Raw genomic sequence first — 20,037 nt, 5'->3', positions numbered from 1 at the left:
GACGCGGCGCGTTCTCGCGGTCGGGTCAGGCGACCGGGGCGGCCTTGCCGAGGACGACCTCGGCCTCCTCCTCCGGGGTGGCCTGCGGTGGTGCCTCGTTCGCGGTGCGCAGCGGGATCTCCTTGATGAACCAGGCGAGCACCGGGATCACGATGGTGAACAGCACCGCCCAGAGGAAGACGTGCGAGATGGCGTCGGAGAGACCACCGAGCACCGCCTCGCGTGCCTGGGCGGGCAGCTCCTTGAGCTTCTCCAGGTCCATCCCGGCACCGGCCTCGCCGCCACCGAAAGCCCGACCGCCCGCGGAGCCGGCCAGCCGGTTGGCGAAGATCGCGCCGAACAGCGAGATGCCGAACGATCCACCGATCGACCGGAAGAAGGTGGCCGCGCCGCTGGCCGCGCCCAAGTCTTTCTGCTCCACGCTGTTCTGGGCGATCAGCATCGACGTCTGCATCAGGAAGCCCATGCCGACACCGAGCACGACCATGTAGAGCGAGGACATCAGCTTGCTGGTGTCGGTGTCGAGCATGGACAGCAGCGCCATGCCCCCGGTCATCACCACGCCACCGATGATCGGGTAGGCCCGGTACCTGCCGTTGCGGGTGATCGCCCGGCCGATGACCAGCGAGACGACCAGCATGCCGAACATCAGCGGCAGCAGCAGCAGACCGCTGTTGGTCGCCGACGCCCCCTGCACGGTCTGCTGGTAGAGCGGCAGGAAGTTCATCGCGCCGAACATCGCGAAGCCGAGCAGGAAGCCGATCACCGAGATGAGCGCGAAGTTGCGGTTGGCGAAGAGTGCCAGTGGCAGGATCGGCTCCTGCACCCGGCGTTCCACCAGGCCGAACAGGACCAACGTCACAAACGCGAGCACAGCCAGGCCGGAGATCTGCGGCGAGGTCCAGTCGTACTCGTTGCCGCCCCAGGTGGTGATGAGCACGATCGCGGTGATGCCGACCGAGAGCAGCCCGGCGCCGAGCCAGTCGATCCGGTGCTCGGTGCGGTACTTCGGCAGGTGCATCGTGGTGATCAGCACGAGCAGCGCGACCCCGCCCAGCGGCAGGTTGACGTAGAACGCCCAGCGCCAGGAGAGGTGGTCGGTGATGAAGCCGCCGACCAGCGGGCCGGCGACCATGGCGATGGCCATGATGCCGGCGATCATGCCCTGGTAGCGCCCACGCTCGCGGGGCGGGACCAGGTCACCGATGATCGCCATCACGCCGACCATGAGGCCGCCGGCGCCGAGGCCCTGCACGGCCCGGAAGGCGATGAGCTGGACCATGCCGTCCTCGGGGCCGCCGAACATCCCGGAGCCGGCCATGCCGCAGAGGGCCGAGCCGACCAGGAAGACGACGACCGAGGTCAGGAAGACCGACTTGCGGCCGTAGAGGTCACCGAGCTTGCCCCAGATCGGGGTGGAGACGGTGGTGCCCAGGACGTACGCGGTAACCACCCAGGTGAAGTGGTTGAGCCCGCCAAACTCGCCGACGATCCGCGGTAACGCGGTGCTGACGATCATATTGTCGAGCATCGCGAGCATCATCGCGACCATCAGCCCGAACAGCACGACCCGGATGTTGTTGGGTCGCGTGCCGGCCTGGGTTGCCTGAGTCATGGGTAAGCTCCCCCCGAGGATTGCCGTACTTACTTGCCGCCCGGCTAGTCACCTTACTAGCCGCACGGTAAGTTGGGTACAAGCAACGGTCAAGCCATTTGGAGGGCGTGGGTGAGCGAGAGCACAGGCGGCGGGACGCGGGAACGGATCAAGGCCGTCGCGCTCGAACTCTTCACCGAGCAGGGGTACGAGAAGACCTCGCTCCGGGAAATCGCCGAGCGCCTCAACGTCACCAAGGCCGCGCTCTACTACCACTTCAAGAGCAAGGACGACATCGTCGCCAGCTTCGTCGAGGACCGGTTGGAACGGATGGACGCGCTGACCGCCTGGGCCGCCACCCAGCCCGCCACCCTGGCCACCCGGCGCGAGCTGATCTCCCGGTACGCCGACACGATGTTCGACGGCACCCAGCCGTCGGTGATGCGCTTCTTCGAGCAGAACCAGACCGCGCTCAAGAGCCTCTCCTCCGGCCAGAAGATGCGCGGTCGGATGTTGGAGCTGGCCGACGCGCTCTGCCGGGGCGACGACTCCCCCGCCGCCCAACTTCGCGCCGCGCTGTCAATCTTTGCGGTGCACACCAGCTGGTTCGCAGTCCGCGCGCCGCACATCAGCGACGACGAACGCCGCAAGCTCGCCCTGGAGGTGGCCGACGAGCTGCTGGCCGCCATCGGCACGCAGCCCGACGCCTGACCCGGGCGTGATCGTTCCGTCCCAGGCTCGACGGTCAGCCGCGCGTCAGCTCCAGCCGCAGCCCGAGCAGGTCCACGCCCGGCACCGGTGACCAGTCCTTCTCGGGCGAGCGGACGAACCCGCGCCGCGAGTAGAGCCGGTGCGCCGGATCGGCCATCCCGGCCCGGACGCAGATCACCACCGCCGTGCATCCCAACTCGGTCGCCCGGTCGACACACGCCTCGACCAAGGCGGCACCGACACCCCGCCCCTGGGCGCCCGGGTCGACCGCGAGCATCCGGAACTCCGCCTCGCCCGGCCCGGACAACTCGGCGAACGGGGTGCCCGGCAGCACGAACGTGACCGAGCCGAGCACGGCCCCGGTCACCTCGTCGACCGCGACCAGCACCTCGCCGCTGGCGGCTCGGGTCGACACGTCGGCCAACACCTCGCCGTACCCGTGTTCGCCCTTGAGCTGGCCGTCCGCCTCGTACGCGGCCACGGTCAGCCGGGCCACCGCCGGGAAGTCGGCCAGCTCGGCCGGACGGACCCGCAACCCGGTCAAGCGATCACCGCGATCAGGTCACCGTCCTGCACGACGTCGCCCTCGTGCACGGCGAGCTGCTGGAGCACACCATCGGACTCGGCGATGACCGGGATCTCCATCTTCATCGACTCGAGGATCACCAGGGTGTCCCCCTCGGCCACCGTGTCACCAGCCGTGGCGACGACCTTCCAGACGTTGGCCACCATCTCGGCGCGGATCTCCTCGGCCATGTCCAGGCCCTCCCTCTTCGCGACGTGCCTGCCGATGTATCCAATCATGCGTCGACCGACGGTGGGCGCGCAGCGGCACAGCGGGATGGCAGGCCCGCCCTGGGGAAGGCGGCGGGTGCCCACCGCACTACCATCAGCGGGTCGGACCCGACGCCGGACCGCCGGTGGCCGCACCGGCGCCGAGGTCGTGCGCAGGACGGATCCGACCCATCACGAGGAGGTCAGCATGGCGAAGAAGTCCCGGAAGAAGAAGGCTCGTAAGAAGAACGCCGCGAACCACGGCAAGCGTCCCAACTCCTGAACGAGTCGACGGGCCGGCTGCCCGTCGCCGCTCAGCTCGACCCGGCCGAGGCCGGGTACACCGGTGGGCCGGGTCGACATCGACCCGGGCCACCGGTCTTTCCAGCTTGTGCCGACGCTCAGTCGGCCAGCTCACGGGAGTCGCTGGTCTCGAAGACCACCAGCTCGGTGAGCTTGACTCGCAGCCGCTCGCGCAGCTCGTCCGGCGCGGTCTCGTTGCCACAGCAACGCGCCACCAGCGCCCGCACCTCCTGCTCCAGCCCGTACTCGCGCAGGCAGGGCCCGCACTCGTCCAGGTGGTGCCGGATCAGCGAGCGGCGCTCGTCGGCGCACTCCAGATCCAGGTAGAGATACACCTCCGCGAGCACTTCGCGGCAGTCCGTCTCGTGCGGCTCCCCACAGCTCACGTCACACCTCCCGGCCGGCAGCGGCGGTCGAGCCCTTCGCTGAGCGGGCCGCACTGAAGCCCCGCTCCCCCGCGTAGCGCTCGAGCAGCTTGCGCAGATTACGACGGCCCCGGTGCAGACGCGACATCACGGTGCCGATCGGCGTGCCCATGATGTCCGCGACCTCCTTGTAGGAGAAGCCCTCGACATCGGTGAGGTAGACGGCCAGCCGGAACTCCTCCGGCAACTGCTGGAGGGCCTCCTTGACGTCACTGTCCGGCAGCCGGTCCAGTGCCTCCGTCTCGGCGGAACGCAACCCGCTGGAGGTGTGCGACTCGGCCTCGGCAAGCTGCCAGTCGGTGATCTCCTCGGTGGGCGCCTGGATCGGCTGGCGCTGCCGCTTGCGGTAGGAGTTGATGTAGGTGTTGGTCAGGATCCGGTAGAGCCAGGCCTTCAGGTTCGTGCCCTGCTCGAACTGGTGGAAGGCCGCGTACGCCTTCAGGTAGGTCTCCTGGACCAGGTCCTCGGCATCCGCCGGGTTGCGTGTCATCCGCAGCCCAGCAGCGTAGAGCTGATCGACGAATGGCATCGCGTCCCGCTCGAATCGGGCCCTGCGCTCGTCCGTCTTCTCGGTGGTCAACCGCACATCCCCTCGCGTCGGATGCTTTCCCGCCGAGGATACGCGCACAGACCTGCCGACAGATTCACTTCCGGCTGGTGTGCCCGTGCTCACCGCACCCACCCCGCCCGGTCCCGCCGTCGCGGGCCACTCCGGGCCATCCAGCAGCCGCTTCAGCTGCCGGGCGTCCCGCTCGTCCCGTTCCAGGCTTCGTGTCTCGGTTGGCACCGGTCACCCCCCTCGCAGAAAAGTCGTCCGGGGGTAGTAACGCGAGATGACCACTGGGGCATTCCGGCCGGCCCTCCCGTTCCTGGTCCCGGCCCCGACGGCGGCCGGCGCTGGGACCAGGAAGGGCCTGGGAGGACTGGTGTCACCGGCCCTGATCGGGCCGGCGGCACCATCGGATGCAACGACCCGTGCCCGGCGCCGGAAACGGTCGTCCCGGCGAGCCGGCCGCGACGGGTCAGTCGGCCGCCCAGCCCTGGGCGTACAGCCAGTCGCGCACGGCGGCGGCGGTGCCGGCCGGATCGCGGCGCAGATCGTGCGTCTCACCGGGACGGCTCACCACCTGCACGGCCGGCCCCGACTCCGGCGTCCCGAACGGGTCCCGGTCGCCGTTGACGACCAGCGTCGGCAGGCCGGTGTCCAGTTCGGCGGCCCGCGAGCGTTCCGGTCGGCCGGGCGGGTGCAGCGGGAAGGCCAATGCGACCACGCCCACCGCGCCCACCGCGCGGGCCGTCCGGCAGGCCACCCGCGCGCCACTGGAACGCCCGCCGACCACCACCGTCGACACGTCGGCGTGCCGGTCCCGCAGTACGGCGAGCACCGCCGCCCAGGCCTCGTCGAGGTGACCCGCCGGCACCGGCGCGCGTCGGCCGGCGACCCGGTAGGGCTGGGTCACCCGGACCACCGCCAGGCCGGCCGCGACCGACGCGTCCCGGACCGCGAGCAGGTCGGGCGCGTCGACGCTGCCGCCCGCGCCGTGCCCGAGGACGAGCAGGGCGGTGGCCGGGCGGACCGGCAGGTCGGTGTCGATCCGCGCCGGACCGCGCGGGGTGTCGATCTCGTCGCTGGATGGCACCGGCCTATTCTGCGCCGCCGGACGGGCGACGGGAGCGAACCGGGCCGCCGATCAGCTCAGCGGGACCAGGGCGAGCAGACGGTCGCGCACCGGCGGGCCGGCGTCGTCGATGACGTCCGGGTCGGGGTCGACCTCACCACGCCAGGCGACCAGCATCGCCCGTCGTTCCCGCGGCGTGGTGCCGCCCCACACGCCATGGCAGTCGCCGACGTCGAGGGCCCAGGCCAGGCAGGACCCCTGCACGTCACAACTGCGGCACAGCGCGACGGCGGCGTCCGCCGGCTCGTTCGGTGCCGGAAAGAATGTCTCCGGATCGACGCTCTGGCAGGTTCCTCTGGTGCGCCACGCGTCGTCCTGTCGCCGTTCCCGCACGGCCCGCAGCAGTCGCGGATCTCGCCGCGCCGCCGCCACCTCGTGCGGGCGCGGCATACGTGCCCGTGTCATCCACCCACCTCCCCCGTGGGACCGGCAAGATCTGTGGACGTCGTCCGCCCCGTGCGAATCGACAGCCACTACCGGCGCTGTGTTCTATCGCACTTCGCAACACCGGGACAAGGGTCTGCCGGGAACATGACTGAACAGTCAGGAGACGAATCGCGCGGAACCCTGGCAAATCGGCGGCCGACGATGCACGGCGGCATCAGAACAGGGTCAACTCCTGCGGCGTCACCGTCGGCGGCACCGACACCCGGGCGGTCAGTTGCGGCCCGTCGTTGCGGACGTCGCCCACCGCCGCACCGACCGGGCGGATCTCCAACCCCGCCAACTGCTCCGCCGACGCCGGAGTGAGCAGCCGCTCCGGCTCGTCGGTCGGCGCGAGCCACGACGACCAACGCTCGGGCGGCAGCAGCACCGGCATCCGGTCGTGCACCTCGACCAGGTCACCGAGCGCCGCGGTGGTCAGCACGCTGAAGGTGAGCCGGGTCTCGGCGGCGGACTCCCAGACCGACCAGATGCCGGCCAGCGCGAGCACCGAGCCGTCCCGGGGGGTCATGAAGTACGCCTGTCGGCCGCCGTCGGGCAGCCGAACCCACTCGTACCAGCCGTCGGCCGGGACCAGGCAGCGGCGACGGGAGAAGGAGCCGGCGTACGCCCGACTGGTGGCCACCGTCTCCGCCCGCGCGTTGATCATGCGGGCGGCGCCCGAGGCGGACCGGGACCAGTGCGGCAGCAACCCCCAGCGGCCGACACAGAGGCTGCGATGCCCCTCCGGGCTGACCCGGACCAGCGGCACCGGGTCGGTCGGCGCGACGTTGTGATCCGCTCGGACCAGGCCGTCGGAGTCGTCGGACGACTCGAACAGGGCGCTCAGCTTGCCGGAGCTCCGAGTCGTCGCGTACCTGCCGCACATGGGAGACACGCTAACGCGCCGGAGGCCCTGTCGGCTGTCCCGCCAACCGGGAGTACGAACGCCGGGCGCCGCCGCCCACCCGCCGACACGGCAGAATGTAACCGTGGGGAACCTGACCGCGACCCGGCCGCCGCAGCCGTGGACCGCACCAACCGCATCCGACCCGGTGGCGACGACGCTGCGCCTGCCCGGTTCCAAATCGATGACCGCCCGTGCCCTGGTGCTCAGCGCGCTGGCCGCCGGCCCGTCAACGCTGGCCAGGCCGCTGCGCGCCCGCGACACCGAGTTGATGGCCGCCGGCCTGCGGGCGATGGGTGCGCACGTGTCGATCAGCGACGACGAGCGCTGGCTGGTCCGGCCCCACCCGCTGGCCGGGCCCGCGCACGTCGACGTCGGGCTGGCCGGCACCGTGATGCGGTTCGTGCCACCGGTGGCCGGCCTGGCCGACGGGCAGGTCACCTTCGACGGCGACCCGTACGTCCGCACCCGGCCGCTCGGCCCGCTGGTCGACGCCCTGCGTTCGCTGGGCGTCCGGATCGACGTCACCGGCACCGGCAGCCTGCCGCTGACCGTGCTCGGCACCGGCCGGGTCACCGGGGGCGAGGTGGTGATCGACGCCTCCGCATCCAGCCAGCTCGTCTCCGGGCTGCTGCTGGCCGCCCCGCGCTTCGACCGGGGCGTCGTGGTACGCCACGTCGGCCCGCCGGTGCCCTCCGCGCCGCACCTTCGGATGACGGTGCAGATGCTGCGGGCCGCCGGCGCGGCGGTCGACGACAGCACCCCCGACGTCTGGGCCGTCGAGCCCGGCCCGCTCACCGGGCGCGGCTGGGACATCGAACCGGACCTCTCCGGCGCCGTGCCGTTCTTCGCCGCCGCCCTGGTCACCGGCGGCGAGGTGACCCTGCAGGGGTGGCCGCACAGCAGCACGCAGCCGGTCGAGCAGCTCCGCTCGCTGCTACAGCGGATGGGCGGCGAGGTCACCCTCTCCACCAACGGGCTGACCGTCCGCGGCACCGGCGTGGTGCACGGTCTGACCGCCGACCTGTCCGACGTCGGCGAGCTGACCCTCGTGCTGACCGCGCTGGCCATGCTGGCCGACTCACCCTCGGTCTTCACCGGCGTCGGGCACATCCGTGGCCACGAGACCGACCGGCTCGCCGCGCTCGCGCGGGAGTTCGGCGGGCTCGGTGCGGACATCACCGAAACGCCGGACGGCCTGGAGATCCGGCCCCGCCCGCTGCGCGGCGGAGTCTTCCGCACCTACCACGACCACCGGATGGCGCACGCCGCCGCCGTGGCCGGGCTCGCCGTTCCGGGCATCGAGGTGGACGACGTGGGGTGTACCTCCAAGACCATGCCCGAGTTCCCGGCACTATGGTCAGCGATGGTGACCGGCAAGAGCTGACGCGACGGAGGAAGGTCCTGGCGACCAAACGGCGGGAGTACGACGAGGACGACGTACGGGTCCGGCCCGGAAAGTCGTCACGCCCGCGTACGCGCACCCGCCCACAGCACGCCGACGCGGTCGACGGGTTCGTCATCGCCGTCGACCGGGGGCGCTACACCTGCGTGCTCTCCGGAGCCGAGCGGGGCGTGGTCGGCGCCGAGCTGCCCACGGTCACCGCCATGCGGGCCCGTGAGCTGGGCCGCAAGTCGGTGGTGGTCGGTGACCGGGTCAGCCTGGTCGGCGACACGTCGGGTGCGGAGGGCGCGCTCGCCCGCATCGTCCGGATCGCCGAGCGCCGCTCGGTGCTGCGCCGCACCGCCGACGACGACGAGACCACCGCCGAGGGTCGGCTGGAACGGGTGGTGGTGGCCAACGCGGACCAGTTGGTGATCGTCAGCGCGTTGGCCGACCCCCCGCCGCGCACCGGGTTCATCGACCGCTGCCTGGTGGCCGCGTACGACGCGGACGTCGAGCCACTGCTCTGCCTCACGAAGGCCGACCTGGCCGGGCCGGAGGAGGTGCTCGGCTACTACACCGAGCTGGAGCTGCCGTACGTGCTCAACCGCCCCGACTCGGACCTCGACGCGCTCCGTGCGCTGCTGAGCGGCAAGGTGTCGGTACTGGTCGGGCACTCCGGGGTGGGCAAGTCGACGTTGGTCAACCGCCTCGTTCCGGACGCGCTGCGCGCGGTCGGTGTGGTCAGCGCGATCGGCCGGGGCCGACACACCTCGACCAGCGCGGTGGCGCTACGGCTGCCACCGGTGCCCGGGGTCGACACCGACCCGGGCTGGATCATCGACACCCCCGGGATCCGCAGTTTCGGGCTGGCGCACGTCTCGGCCGACAGTCTGCTGCACGGCTTTCCGGACCTGGTCGAGGGCACCGTCGACTGCCCGCCGAACTGCCCGCACACGGCCGACGAGGCCGACTGTGGGCTGGACGCCTGGGTGGCCGCCGGTAAGGCCGACCCACGCCGGCTGGCCTCGTACCGCCGGTTGCTCGCCTCCCGCGCCGGCGAGGGTGACTCGCGCGGTGACAGCGACCAACGCGGGCCCGGCGAGGGTGACCGGCGCGGGCCCGACGAGTGACCCGACGGGCGTGGGCTAGGTTGCCGGCATGACCGGGTACGCCGACGACCTCGCCCTCGCCCACCTGCTCGCCGACCGGGCCGACGCCATCGCCACGGCCCGGTTCCGCGCGCTCGACCTGCGCGTCGAGGCGAAGCCCGACCTGACCCCGGTCTCCGACGCGGACACCGCCGTGGAGCGGGAAATCCGCGCCCTGCTGGCCGAGCACCGGCCGGCCGACGGGCTGCTCGGCGAGGAGTACGGCGCGCAGTCGTCCACCGACCCGAACGGCCGCCGGTGGATCATCGACCCGATCGACGGCACCAAGAACTTCGTCCGTGGCGTGCCGATCTGGGCCACCCTCATCGCGCTCTACGACGGCGACCGGCCGGCGGTCGGCGTGGTGTCCGCCCCAGCGCTCGGGCGGCGCTGGTGGGCCAGCGCGGGCGCGGGCGCGTACGCCGGGCCGAGCCCCGCGGCCGGGGAACGGATCGGCGTGTCCGCGGTACGCGGGGTCGCGGACGCGAGCTTCTGCTACTCGTCACTGAACGGGTGGGAGGAAGCCGGGCGGCTCGACGCGGTGCTCGACCTGATGCGGGACAGCTGGCGTAACCGGGCGTACGGCGACTTCTACGGCTACATGCTGTTGGCCGAGGGGGCACTCGACGTGATGGCCGAGCCGGAGTTGTCGCTGTGGGACGTGGCGGCGCTGGTACCGATCGTCACGGAGGCGGGTGGCACGGTCACGGATCTGTCCGGTCGACCGGCGCCAGCCGGCGCTCCGGGCACCGACAGCAGCGTGGTGGCCACCAACGGTGTGCTGCACGCCGACATCCTCGCTCGCCTCAATCGACCAGCCGAGCGCTGACCCCCGGCAACCTCTATCCTCGCCAGGTGGTCTCCTCCGGCTGGTGCTTTCTCGCGGCGATGATCGTCGCGTACGGCTTCGCCAACCTGCTCCAGTCGGTGGCGGCGGCCCGCACCACGGTCCACCACACCTTCGATCCGGGCCTGCTGCTGCGCCTCGCCGGGCACCGGACGTACCTGATCGGCCTCGGCTGTCAGATCGGCGGCTTCGTGCTCGCCTTCCTGGCCCGCAGGGACCTGCCGCTGTTCCTCGTGCAGGCCAGCGTGGCCGCCGGGCTGGGGGTGACCGCCATCCTCGGGGTGCTGGTGCTGAAGTGGCGGCTACCGGCGGCGGAGGTGGTGCTGCTGGCGCTGCTCTTCGCGGGGATCACCGCGCTGGTGCTGTCCGCCCGGCCGGCGCCGTCGAAGCAGCTCGGTACCGCCGGCTCGATCGCCCTGCTGGTGGCGCTCGGCGTGATCGCGGTGCTCGGTGTCTTCGCCGTCCGACTGCACGGGGCGCCCGGTTCGGTGGCCCTCGGCTCGCTGGCCGGGCTGGCGTTCAGCTCGGCCGCGGTCGCCGCCCGGCCACTGGCGTCCGCGCCGTCCGCCGAGGCGTTCCTCGCCGACCCGCTGTTCTACCTGCTGATCGCCCACTCGATCGTCGGTCAACTGCTGCTCGGCCTGGCCATGCAGCGCGGCTCGACGACCGCCGCGGTCGCCGCCATGGACGCGGCCGGCGCGGTACCCGCCGCGATCGTCGGCCTGCTGCTGCTCAACGACAAGATCTGGCCGGGGCGGGAGTGGCTGGCCGCGGTCGGCTTCCTGGTCACCCTGGCCGCGGTGATCGGCCTGACCCGGTACGCCGAACCGCAGCAGCACCGCTCGGTGGCACGCCGTTCCGACCGCGCCATGGTCGGCGCCGGCCGGCCGGGCTGACCGTCCGGCACCGCACGGCCGAGGTGCCACGGCACCGCCAGCTCAGGCCTCGACCGGCTTGCGGCGGCTCACCACCCGCTCGTAGAGACGCTCCAACGCACCGGCGGTGCGCTCCCAGGTGTAGCTGCTGCGCACCCGGTCCACCGCGGCGTGCCCGTACGCGAACCGACCGGCGTTGTCGGCGAGCAGTCGGCGCAACGACACTCCGAGGGCCCGGACGTCACCGGGGGGCACCAGGCGACCGGTGACCTCGTCGACGACGGCGTCCGCCAGGCCACCCATCGCGTAGCCGATCACCGGCACCCCGCAGGCCATCGCCTCCAGCGAGACCCGCCCGGCCGAGGAGTAGTGCGGCGTGCAGGCGACCACGTCCGCCGACCGGTACCAGGTGGCCATCTGGTCGTGGGGCACCGCCCCGACGAGCCGTACCTGGTCGACGACGCCGATCTGTTCGGCCAGCTCGCGCAGCCGTCGCGCCTCGGCGTGGTTGGTCAGCTGGTCGGCCGGGGGCCCTCCGGCGATCACCAGCTCGGCGTCCCCGACCAGCCGCATCGCCCGGATCAGGTCCTCCTGGCCGTGCCCGGCGGCAAGGGAGCCCACCGAGAGGATGCGGGGCCGCTGTTCGCGCGGTGCGGCCTCGCCGTCGGGGTGGAACAGGTCGAGGTCGACGCCGGCCGGTACCAACGCGACGGAGCTGCGTTGCAGACCCATCCGGGTCAGCTCGTCGACCTCGTCGTTGGACTGGGCCACCGCGATGTCGACCGCCCGGGTCAACGCGCGCTCCAGCGTGATCCGCTGCCCCGGCCCGTCGTAGTGGCCGCCGAGGTGCCGCAGTTGCTCGATGCCGAGCGAGTGGAACGTCTGCACCACCGGTATGTCGGTCTCCCGAACGGCGTGTGCGGCGGCCAGCCCTCCGACCCAGTAGTGCCCGTGCACCACCTCGGGCCGCCAGGCACCCGACCACTCGTCGGCCAGCCAGCGGCCGACCTCCGTCACGTACGGGATCAGCTCGGCGGTGGGTAGTGAGGTGGGCGGGCCGGCGGGCACCTGGTGCACCTGGTAGCCGTCGACGTTCATCGTCGCCGGCAGCGTCGGGTCGTCCCGGCGGTGGTAGAGCCGGACGTCATGGCCTCGCTCGGTGAGCTCGGCGGCGATGCGCGCGATGTGCTGTCGGGTGCCAACCGGCGGGCCGTCGGCGTGGCGGTAGGAACTGGCGTGCGCGCAGACGAGGCCGACGCGCATGGGTCACCTCCCTGCGATCTTTCCTCGGCGGTGGTCCTCCCGGTCAGAGCGTCCCATTAACCCCGCGACGCTGAGCCGAAACCTGGCAGATCAGGAAGAGTCCCCGCGAGTGCCGCCGACACTTGCGCCACAGCAAGCACAAGTGGCACAGGTCAGCACGGTTCGACGATGATCGACAAGCCGCCGCCGGTGTGACCAGGCCCGGCCAGGGGTACCGCTCAGGAATGCCGCTGACCCGCAGTCTCGACGATTCGACCGTGGTGATCACGGGTGCGTCCAGCGGGATCGGCGCGGCCACCGCGTACGCGTTGGCCCGCCGGGGTGCCGCCGTCGTGCTGGCCGCCCGCAGTGAGCCCGCCCTGCGACAGGTCGCCCAGCGCTGCCGGGAGTTGGGCGGTCGGGCGCTGGTCGTACCGACCGACGTGACCGAGCTGGAGTCGGTGCGGCGGCTGGCCGATCAGGCGGCGGCCGAGTTCGGCCGGATCGACGCCTGGGTGAACAACGCCGCGGTGAGCGCCGTGGGTCTGTTCGACGAGATCCCGGTCGCCGAGTTCCGCCGGGTACTGGAGGTCAACCTGCTCGGGGCGGTGCACGGCATCAAGGCGGCCCTGCCCCACCTGGGTGCCGCCGGTGGCGGTGTGCTGGTCAACAACGCCTCGGTGCTGGCCGAGGTGGCCATGCCCTACCAGTCGGCGTACAACGCCGCCAAGCACGGCATCCGAGGGCTGGCCGACACCGTCCGGCAGGAACTGCGGGTCACCGGTCGGGGTCACATCTCCATCTGCACCGTACTGCCGGCCACGATCGACACCCCGTTCTTTCGGCACACGGGCAACCACAGCGGCCGGGAGCTGATGCCGCCTCCACCGATCTACCCGCCGGAGGTGGTCGCCGAGACCATCGTCCGGCTGCTGCGCCGGCCCCGCCGCGAGGCGTACGCCGGTGGCGCGGCCCGGCTGATCGGCCTGCAGTGGCGGCTGGCGCCCGCGTTGGTCGAGCGCACCCTCGGCTGGTACGTCCACCGCACCCAGTTCGGCCCGGGCGCCCGGGTGGACAGCAGCGGCAACGTGTTCCACGCCGATGCTCAGGCGCGCCAGGACGGCGGCTGGCACGGTCGGCGGCGACAGTTGGTGCGGATGACCGCAGCCTTCGGTCTGGCCGCCGCCGGCACCGCTGTCGGCACCCTGGCGGCCATCAACCGCCGCTCCCGGTTGGACCGCTGATGGCCGATGTCGAGCGCCCGAATGCGCTGACCGTCACCGGCGCGCACAATGGGGCGATCATGTCGAGCTGTCTCGTGGAAATCGACGAGTCGTCCGCCGTGGTTCGGCTGACCGGTGTGCTCGACGCCGCCGGAGTCGAGGCGGTACGCGGTGCGCTGCTCGCCCGCCTCGTGGACCGGCCCGGTCCGGTGGTGGCCGACGTGACCGGTCTGCGGGTCGTCGACGCGGCCGGGCGGGCCGTCTTCGCCGACGTTCGCCGGGAGGTCGCCGACTGGCCCGCCGCGGATCTGCTGCTGTGTGACCCGGCGGTCGACGGGCCCGCCCACCCGGACGCCGCGCTGGCCGACGTGCCGGCCTGGCCGACGGTGGACGGCGCGTTGGCCGCGGTCGCGGCGGCACCACTGGCGGCGGTGCTCACCGCCGAACTGGCCCCGGCGGTGGGCGCCGCCCGGCAGGCGCGTGAGCTGGTCACCACCGGTTGCGAACGCTGGGGCATGGCCACGCTCACCGACCCGGCGTGCATCGCGATCACCGAGCTGGTCAACAACGTGGTGGCGCACGCCCAGACCCCGATGACGGTTCGACTGGCGCCCCAGGACAGCACCCTGCACCTCGCGGTTCGCGACCATTCCCCCCGTCGGCCGACGTTCGCCGGGATATCCCCGCCGAACCGGGTCGGCGGCCGGGGCCTACTGCTGATCGACACGGTGACCCGTCGCTGGGGCAGCAGCGCCGTACCGGACGGCAAGGTCGTCTGGTGTGTGCTGCACCCCGACGACGAGGCCGCCTGACGGGGCTTTCGCCGTCGCCGCCCGGTTCGGCGTCGTACCGCCGAAGGTCGTCCGGTTATGGCGGCAGGGCAGCGGGTAGTGATCAGACATGCGCGACAACGAGTACCCGACCCCCGTGTCCGACACCGAGGCGCAAGGGCTGCCCGACACCGCCGATGACGACTCGACCGCCAACGACGACGTCCTCACCGGGCGCGAGGCGGACGGCCCGGACCCGGCCCAACTGCCCGGCGACCGGACGCCGGTGGCGGTGGACCGGTTCGGAACGACCGCCGAGGAGCAGCTCGACGGTGAGTCCTTGGACTACAAGCTCGACCGCGAGGTCTACGAGCGCCCGGCGGACGACCCGCTGGCCGGCACGATCGACCCGAAGATCGCCTTCGAGGCGGACAACCTCGAAGCCGCGGCGGAGGCCCAGTTGGACGCCGACGTGATGGATCCCGGGCCGACCTCGGACCCGAACTCACCGGTCTCCCTCTACGACCACGGCCAGCTCGGCACGGTGGCCGACCACACGGTGGGTCGACTGGTGGAACCGGACGAGGGGTCGCACACCGACCAGGAGACCGACTCGGTGGCGTACGACGCCGGATCGGCCGGGGGCGGCGCGACCGCCGAGGAGCTGGCCATGCACGAGACGGAGCCACCCCGCTCGGTCTGACGTCCGTTCAGTCGTCCAGACCGCGTTCGATGGCGTACCGGGTCAGCTCGACCCGGTTGTGCAGTTGCAGCTTGCCCAGGGTGTTCTGCACGTGGTTCTGCACGGTGCGGTGCGACAGGCCGAGCCGCTGGGCGATCTGCTTGTACGACATCCCCTTCGCCACCAGCCGCAGCACCTCCGTCTCCCGTTCGGTGAGCTGCGGCGTCGCGGGTTCGGCAGCGCCGGCCGGGCCGGTCCCCCGCCCCGGCCCGGCGGCCAGCCGGCGGTACTCGCCGAGAACCAGCCCGGCCAGGCCGGGGGTGAAGACCGCGTCCCCGGCCGCGGTGCGGTGGACCGCCTCCAGGAACTCGGCGGGCGCGGTCGACTTCACCAGGTAACCGGTGGCCCCGGCTTTGACCGCGTCCAGCACGCTCTGCTGTTCGCCGCTGGCGCTGAGCATCAGCACCCGCACGCTGGGCAGTGCCGCGCGCAACCCCAGGATCACCTCGACGCCGGAGATATCCGGTAGTTGCAGGTCGAGGACGACCACGTCGGGCCGGGCGGCGGCCGCCACCCGGATGGCCTGTCGCCCTTCGCCGCTGGTCGCCACCACCAGGAAACCAGCCTCGGTCAGGTCGCGGGCCACCCCCTCCCGCCACATCGGATGGTCGTCCACCACCATCACCCGGATCGGGTTCACCGCGGCGACCTCGGCACGCTCAGCTCGATCTCGGTGCCCGCCTCGGGGGCGGATACGATCCGAACCGTGCCGCCCACGTCGGCCACCCGGCCCCGGATCGACTGGGTCACGCCGAGCCGCCCCTGGGCGGCCGCCTCGTCCAGCCGACCGTCCGGGATGCCCGGCCCCTCGTCGCGGATCGACACCGTCACCGTCGCCCCCTCGTCCTCGATCAGCACCCAGGCCCGCCCACCGGCGTGCCGCCCCACGTTGTCCAGGGCCGCGCCGGTCGCGGCGGCCAACTCTCCGGCCACCCGTCGGGGCAGCGGCACCGGGGTGGCCGGGGCGGAGAGCGCCACCGCCGCCGAGGCGTACCGGCCGAGCAGGGTCCGCAGGTCCACCGCCTCGCCGCCGTCCGGGAGGCTGCCGGCGGCCGGGCTGCCGCCGGTGATCAGCGCCCGCAGCGCCGCCTCCTGCTCACCCGCCAGCCGGGCCAGTTCGCCGGCCTCCCCGGGCAGGTCAGCGCCGCGCCGCTGTACCAGCGCCAGCACCTGGAGCACCGAGTCGTGAATGCCCCGGGCCAGCCGCTCCCGCTCCCGGGTGGCGGCCTCCAGCTCCACGGCGCGCTGTAGGCGCTCCTCGGCGCTCGCCGCCAGCCGGGCCACGTGCCCGACCACCACTCCGGCGAGCAGCATCAGGATCACTCCGGTGAACGAGGACTGGCCGATCCGCTCCCGGGTGGCCAGGTCCGCGCCGGCCACCAGCAGCGCGGCGACGGTGCCCCGCCGTCGGCCGCCGGAGACGGCCCAGGCCAGCACCGGGCCGGCCATCCAGGCCACCCCCAGGGTGGGTACGCCGTGGGTGAGCGCCGTCCGCCCGACCACCCACGGGGTGGCCAGCACGATGGCCACCACCACCCCGAGGTCGGTCAACAGCAGCGGCCAGCGCCGCCAGGCCGGTCGGGCGTACCCGACCGCGGTCGCCCCGGTCCAGGCGATCATCAGCAGGATCAGGACGCCGACGGCGTACGGGTGGGCGTACCGGTCGGCGTCGCGCACCGCGAGCACGCAGACGTAGGCCAGGGAGGCCAGCCTGAACACGGTGAGCGCACGCCACAGCGGCACCTCGTATCCACCCGGCGGCGACGGCATGGCGGTCAGGATGCCATAACCGGGCCGCCGCCCGGCGAGCAGCGAGTGCGGTTCAGGAAACCCTGACGTACGGTGGAAAAGCCGCGAAATACTCCGAGATGCGCCGCCGGGACGGGCCCATGACGAACGCAGACCCGCACGCACCGCGTACGGTTGTGCCCATCGAACCTGCCCTCCTGATCGCCGAAGCCTTTGACCAGGCCCAGGTGACCGAGATTCGACACTCGGTCACCTCCTGCGCGCATGCCTCGGGGCTCAACGGCCAACGGCTGGACGACTTCGTGCTCGCGATCAACGAATTGATCACCAACGCGGTGCGACACGGCGGTGGGCGCGGCTGGCTGCGACTCTGGCACGAGTCGGGTGTGTTGGTCTGCGAGGTCGCCGACCACGGGCACGGGATCAACCCGCAGCGGCTGGGCGACCGCAGTCGGCCGGCCCCCGACACCGCCGGTGGCTGGGGCCTCTGGCTGGCTCGCGAGCTGACCGACGCGATGGAGGTCGTCACCGGCACCGCCGGCACCACGGTCCGCATCACCGCCGGCCTGACCAACCACAACCACACCCCGCGCTGACCCGTCTCCGCGCGCGATCTTGCACTTACTGTCCCGACGAATCACTCGAACCCGCTCATCCCGGCGACACCAACTGCAAGATCGCGCGGGTGAGGGGGCGACGGGCGAGGGCGGGTCAGGCGAAGAGGGCGGAGACGGATTCCCCGTTGTGGATTCGGCGCGTCGCCTCGGCCAGGGCGGGGGCCACCGACAGCACCTGCAACTTGGGGACCCGCTTGGCGGCCGGGATGGGCACCGTGTTGGTGCAGACGATCTCCAGAACCCCGTCCTGGTCGCTGAGGCGCTGCAACGCGTCGCCCGAGAAGAGGCCGTGCGTGCAGGCAAGCCGGATCGACCGGACCTTCAGACCGCGCAGATGCTCCATCAGCTCGACCACCGTGCTGCCCTTGGCGATCTCGTCGTCCAACACGATGACGTCCCGGTCGGTCACGTCGCCGATCACCGCGCTGATCTTGACCAGGTCGTCGCTGAACCGCTGCTTCGCCCCGGCCGCGACCGGCGTGCCGAGCAGCCGGGCGAAGGCCGCCGCCTCCTTGGCGTTGCCCAGGTCGGGCGAGACCACCACGGTGTTGCTGAGGTCGTAGCGCCGGAAGTGGGTGGCCAGCTCCCGCAGCGCATGAAGGTGATCCACCGGGACGCTGAAGAAACCGTGCACCTGCGGCGAGTGCAGGGTCATCGCGAGCACCCGGTCCGCCCCGGCCGAGGTGAGCAGATCAGCGACGAGCCGCGCGCCGATCGAGATCCGCGGCGCGTCCTTCTTGTCCGAACGGGCGTACGCGTAGTGCGGCAGCACCACCGTGATCCGACCGGCGGAGGCGCCCCGGGCGGCGTCGATCATCAGCAGCAGCTCGACCAGGTGCTCCTGCACCGGCGGCACCAGCGGCTGGATCAGGAAGACGTCCCGCTCCCGGCAGTTGGCCTGCAACTGGACTTCCAGACAGTCGTTCGCGAACCGGGAGACCCGCACCGGGTGCAGCGGCACCCCAAGGTGGGCGCAGATCTCGGCAGCCAGGTCGGGATGGGCGGTTCCACTGAAAACTGCGATGTCGCGCACGTTCGCACATCGTAGGCGACGCCGACGGCCACCGACGGCGGCGGGCCGGAACCCGCCCTGACGCCTGTCGCGCCGCGCCGCCGTCCGGGTACGGTGCTGCGGTGACCCCCCAGTACGTCGCCGCCATCGACCAGGGCACCACCTCCTCGCGGTGCATCGTCTTCGACCGGGCCGGGGACATCGTCGCCGTGGCCCAGCGCGAGCACCGGCAGATCTTCCCCCGACCGGGTTGGGTGGAGCACGACGCCGAGGAGATCTGGGACAACGTCCAGCAGGTGGTCGCCGAGGCGCTGCGGGCCGCCGGCACCGACGCGTCCGGATTGGCCGCCGTCGGCATCACCAACCAGCGGGAGACCACCGTCGTCTGGGACCGGGCCACCGGCCGCCCGGTGGCCAACGCCATCGTCTGGCAGGACACCCGGACCGGGCCGCTGCTGCGCGAGCTGGCCTCGGCGTACGGCGAGGAGCAGTTCCGGGCCCGCACCGGCCTGCCGCTGGCCACCTACTTCGCCGGGCCGAAGCTGCGTTGGCTGCTCGACGAGGTCGACGGCCTGCGCGAGCGCGCCGAGCGCGGCGAGGTGCTCTTCGGCACCATGGACAGCTGGCTGATCTGGAAGCTGACCGGCGAGCACGTCACCGACGTGACCAACGCCAGCCGGACCATGCTGATGGACCTCACGACCCTGGACTGGGCCCCGGAGCTGCTGGACGCGATGGGCGTTCCGGCGGCGATGCTGCCGGAGATCCGCTGCTCCGCCGAGGTGTACGGCACGGCCGGCGGGGTGCTCGCCGGGGTGCCGGTGGCCAGTGCGCTCGGCGACCAGCAGGCCGCTCTGTTCGGGCAGACCTGCTTCCAGCCGGGTGAGGCGAAGTGCACCTACGGCACCGGGAGTTTCCTGCTGCTCAACACCGGCGCCAGCCCAGTGCCGTCCACACACGGCCTGCTCACCACGGTCGCCTACCGGATCGAGGGCCAACCACCGGCGTACGCCCTCGAAGGCGCCATCGCGGTCACCGGGTCACTGGTGCAGTGGCTGCGGGACAACCTCGGGCTGATCTCCACCGCAGCCGAGGTGGAGGAGTTGGCCCGCACCGTGGACGACAACGGCGGCTGCTACGTGGTGCCGGCGTTCTCGGGGCTGTTCGCTCCGCACTGGCGCAGCGACGCCCGCGGCGTGATCGCCGGTCTGACCGGCTACATCACCAAGGGCCACCTGGCGCGTGCGGTGTTGGAGGCGTCGGCGTGGCAGACCCGCGAGGTGGTCGACGCGATGAACGCCGACTCGGATGTGGCGCTGCGCCGCCTCCGGGTGGACGGCGGCATGACCGCCAACGGCCTGCTCATGCAGTTCCTCGCCGATGTGCTCGACGTGGCGGTGGTCCGTTCCCGGATCACCGAGACCACCTGCCTGGGCGCGGCGTACGCGGCCGGGCTGGCGGTCGGCTTCTGGCCGGACCTGGCCACCCTGCGGGCGCAGTGGCGCTCCGACGCGCAGTGGGAGCCGGCCATGGCCCCGGACCTGCGCGAGAAGGAGCTGCGCCAGTGGCGCAAGGCCGTGCAGCGCACCCTCGACTGGGTGGAGTGACC

The 20,037-nt window shown here is 72.2% G+C and carries 22 protein-coding genes and 1 pseudogene; 11 read left to right on the top strand and 12 right to left on the bottom strand.

Going from position 1 to position 20,037, the window contains the following annotated elements; translation table 11 throughout:
* Positions 1–25 precede the first annotated feature (25 nt).
* Positions 26–1,615, bottom strand: coding sequence for an MDR family MFS transporter (locus tag AC5L30_RS20340; protein WP_494869116.1), 1,590 nt, complete (start codon positions 1,613–1,615; stop codon positions 26–28).
* A 111-nt stretch (positions 1,616–1,726) separates the two neighbouring features.
* Here AC5L30_RS20340 and AC5L30_RS20335 point away from each other — a divergent pair, with 111 nt between their 5' ends.
* Positions 1,727–2,305, top strand: coding sequence for a TetR/AcrR family transcriptional regulator (locus AC5L30_RS20335; protein ID WP_494869114.1), 579 nt, complete (start codon positions 1,727–1,729; stop codon positions 2,303–2,305).
* Between the two features lie 34 nt (positions 2,306–2,339).
* Here AC5L30_RS20335 and AC5L30_RS20330 read toward each other — a convergent pair whose 3' ends face one another.
* Positions 2,340–2,849 carry a GNAT family N-acetyltransferase gene (locus AC5L30_RS20330; RefSeq protein WP_494869113.1) on the bottom strand — a complete coding sequence of 170 codons (510 nt, stop codon included), beginning with the start codon at positions 2,847–2,849 and terminating at the stop codon, positions 2,340–2,342.
* The gene (locus AC5L30_RS20325; protein ID WP_030490397.1) at positions 2,846–3,067 is read right to left on the bottom strand and encodes a biotin/lipoyl-binding carrier protein; all 222 of its coding nucleotides are present in this window, start codon (positions 3,065–3,067) and stop codon (positions 2,846–2,848) included. Before AC5L30_RS20325 ends, AC5L30_RS20330 begins: the two co-directional genes overlap by 4 nt.
* Here AC5L30_RS20325 and AC5L30_RS20320 point away from each other — a divergent pair.
* Entirely contained in the window at positions 3,060–3,362 is a 303-nt protein-coding gene (locus AC5L30_RS20320) for a 50S ribosomal protein bL37 (RefSeq protein WP_494869112.1), read from the top strand. The genes AC5L30_RS20325 and AC5L30_RS20320 overlap by 8 nt on opposite strands.
* Positions 3,363–3,480: 118 nt before the next feature.
* Here AC5L30_RS20320 and rsrA read toward each other — a convergent pair whose 3' ends face one another.
* The 5 genes from rsrA to AC5L30_RS20295 all read right to left on the bottom strand — a co-directional run bounded on the left by rsrA (position 3,481) and on the right by AC5L30_RS20295 (position 6,798).
* A complete protein-coding gene (gene rsrA / locus AC5L30_RS20315; RefSeq protein ID WP_030336658.1) occupies positions 3,481–3,768 on the bottom strand; it encodes a mycothiol system anti-sigma-R factor in 288 nt (95 codons plus the stop codon).
* Position 3,769: 1 nt separating this feature from the next.
* The gene (locus AC5L30_RS20310) at positions 3,770–4,594 is read right to left on the bottom strand and encodes a sigma-70 family RNA polymerase sigma factor (protein ID WP_494869110.1); all 825 of its coding nucleotides are present in this window, start codon (positions 4,592–4,594) and stop codon (positions 3,770–3,772) included.
* Positions 4,595–4,829: 235 nt separating this feature from the next.
* Complete coding sequence (locus AC5L30_RS20305; RefSeq protein WP_494869108.1) at positions 4,830–5,447, bottom strand: alpha/beta hydrolase family protein; 618 nt, start codon at positions 5,445–5,447, stop codon at positions 4,830–4,832.
* A 51-nt stretch (positions 5,448–5,498) separates the two neighbouring features.
* Positions 5,499–5,891 (bottom strand): WhiB family transcriptional regulator, encoded by a 393-nt coding sequence (locus tag AC5L30_RS20300; protein WP_494869106.1) that lies wholly within the window; start codon positions 5,889–5,891, stop codon positions 5,499–5,501.
* Positions 5,892–6,087: 196 nt separating this feature from the next.
* Positions 6,088–6,798, bottom strand: coding sequence for an SOS response-associated peptidase (locus AC5L30_RS20295; protein ID WP_494869105.1), 711 nt, complete (start codon positions 6,796–6,798; stop codon positions 6,088–6,090).
* A gap of 103 nt (positions 6,799–6,901) precedes the next feature.
* On the opposite strand from AC5L30_RS20295, the gene aroA reads away from it, so the two are divergent.
* The 4 genes and pseudogenes from aroA (at position 6,902) to AC5L30_RS20275 (ending at position 11,179) form a co-directional block, all read left to right on the top strand.
* Complete coding sequence (gene aroA, locus AC5L30_RS20290; RefSeq protein ID WP_494869104.1) at positions 6,902–8,203, top strand: 3-phosphoshikimate 1-carboxyvinyltransferase; 1,302 nt, start codon at positions 6,902–6,904, stop codon at positions 8,201–8,203.
* The gene (gene rsgA / locus AC5L30_RS20285) at positions 8,173–9,333 is read left to right on the top strand and encodes a ribosome small subunit-dependent GTPase A (protein ID WP_494869103.1); all 1,161 of its coding nucleotides are present in this window, start codon (positions 8,173–8,175) and stop codon (positions 9,331–9,333) included. Before aroA ends, rsgA begins: the two co-directional genes overlap by 31 nt.
* Positions 9,334–9,361: 28 nt before the next feature.
* Positions 9,362–10,180, top strand: coding sequence for a histidinol-phosphatase (gene hisN, locus AC5L30_RS20280; RefSeq protein ID WP_494869102.1), 819 nt, complete (start codon positions 9,362–9,364; stop codon positions 10,178–10,180).
* Positions 10,181–10,239: 59 nt separating this feature from the next.
* A pseudogene (locus AC5L30_RS20275) lies at positions 10,240–11,179 on the top strand (DMT family transporter).
* Here AC5L30_RS20275 and AC5L30_RS20270 read toward each other — a convergent pair.
* Complete coding sequence (locus AC5L30_RS20270) at positions 11,137–12,336, bottom strand: glycosyltransferase (RefSeq protein ID WP_494869101.1); 1,200 nt, start codon at positions 12,334–12,336, stop codon at positions 11,137–11,139. The pseudogene AC5L30_RS20275 and the gene AC5L30_RS20270 sit on opposite strands and share 43 nt — an antisense overlap.
* A gap of 224 nt (positions 12,337–12,560) precedes the next feature.
* Here AC5L30_RS20270 and AC5L30_RS20265 point away from each other — a divergent pair, with 224 nt between their 5' ends.
* The 3 genes from AC5L30_RS20265 to AC5L30_RS20255 all read left to right on the top strand — a co-directional run bounded on the left by AC5L30_RS20265 (position 12,561) and on the right by AC5L30_RS20255 (position 15,011).
* Complete coding sequence (locus AC5L30_RS20265) at positions 12,561–13,559, top strand: SDR family oxidoreductase (RefSeq protein WP_494869100.1); 999 nt, start codon at positions 12,561–12,563, stop codon at positions 13,557–13,559.
* Positions 13,559–14,350 (top strand): ATP-binding protein, encoded by a 792-nt coding sequence (locus tag AC5L30_RS20260; protein ID WP_494869099.1) that lies wholly within the window; start codon positions 13,559–13,561, stop codon positions 14,348–14,350. The genes AC5L30_RS20265 and AC5L30_RS20260 overlap by 1 nt, the downstream gene beginning before the upstream one ends.
* A gap of 88 nt (positions 14,351–14,438) precedes the next feature.
* Positions 14,439–15,011, top strand: a complete 573-nt coding sequence (locus AC5L30_RS20255; protein WP_494869098.1) for a DUF5709 domain-containing protein — start codon at positions 14,439–14,441, stop codon at positions 15,009–15,011.
* Positions 15,012–15,018: 7 nt separating this feature from the next.
* Here the strand turns inward: AC5L30_RS20255 and AC5L30_RS20250 are convergent, their stop codons facing one another.
* Positions 15,019–15,672: a response regulator gene (locus tag AC5L30_RS20250; protein WP_494869194.1), complete on the bottom strand. Its 654-nt coding sequence runs from the start codon at positions 15,670–15,672 to the stop codon at positions 15,019–15,021.
* Between the two features lie 14 nt (positions 15,673–15,686).
* Positions 15,687–16,820 (bottom strand): MacS family sensor histidine kinase, encoded by a 1,134-nt coding sequence (macS, locus tag AC5L30_RS20245; protein WP_494869097.1) that lies wholly within the window; start codon positions 16,818–16,820, stop codon positions 15,687–15,689.
* 119 nt (positions 16,821–16,939) lie between these two features.
* On the opposite strand from macS, the gene AC5L30_RS20240 reads away from it, so the two are divergent.
* Positions 16,940–17,395 carry an ATP-binding protein gene (locus AC5L30_RS20240; RefSeq protein ID WP_494869095.1) on the top strand — a complete coding sequence of 152 codons (456 nt, stop codon included), beginning with the start codon at positions 16,940–16,942 and terminating at the stop codon, positions 17,393–17,395.
* Between the two features lie 115 nt (positions 17,396–17,510).
* On the opposite strand, the gene AC5L30_RS20235 is transcribed toward AC5L30_RS20240, so the two are convergent.
* Complete coding sequence (locus tag AC5L30_RS20235; protein WP_091406120.1) at positions 17,511–18,449, bottom strand: ribose-phosphate diphosphokinase; 939 nt, start codon at positions 18,447–18,449, stop codon at positions 17,511–17,513.
* Positions 18,450–18,550: 101 nt separating this feature from the next.
* On the opposite strand from AC5L30_RS20235, the gene glpK reads away from it, so the two are divergent.
* Positions 18,551–20,035: a glycerol kinase GlpK gene (glpK, locus tag AC5L30_RS20230; protein ID WP_494869093.1), complete on the top strand. Its 1,485-nt coding sequence runs from the start codon at positions 18,551–18,553 to the stop codon at positions 20,033–20,035.
* The last annotated feature ends 2 nt before the right edge of the window (positions 20,036–20,037 follow it).

The organism is Micromonospora sp. BQ32 (assembly GCF_059358895.1).
The sequence above is the reverse complement of the archived record's forward strand: the minus strand, read 5'-3'. Positions and strand labels throughout refer to the sequence as shown.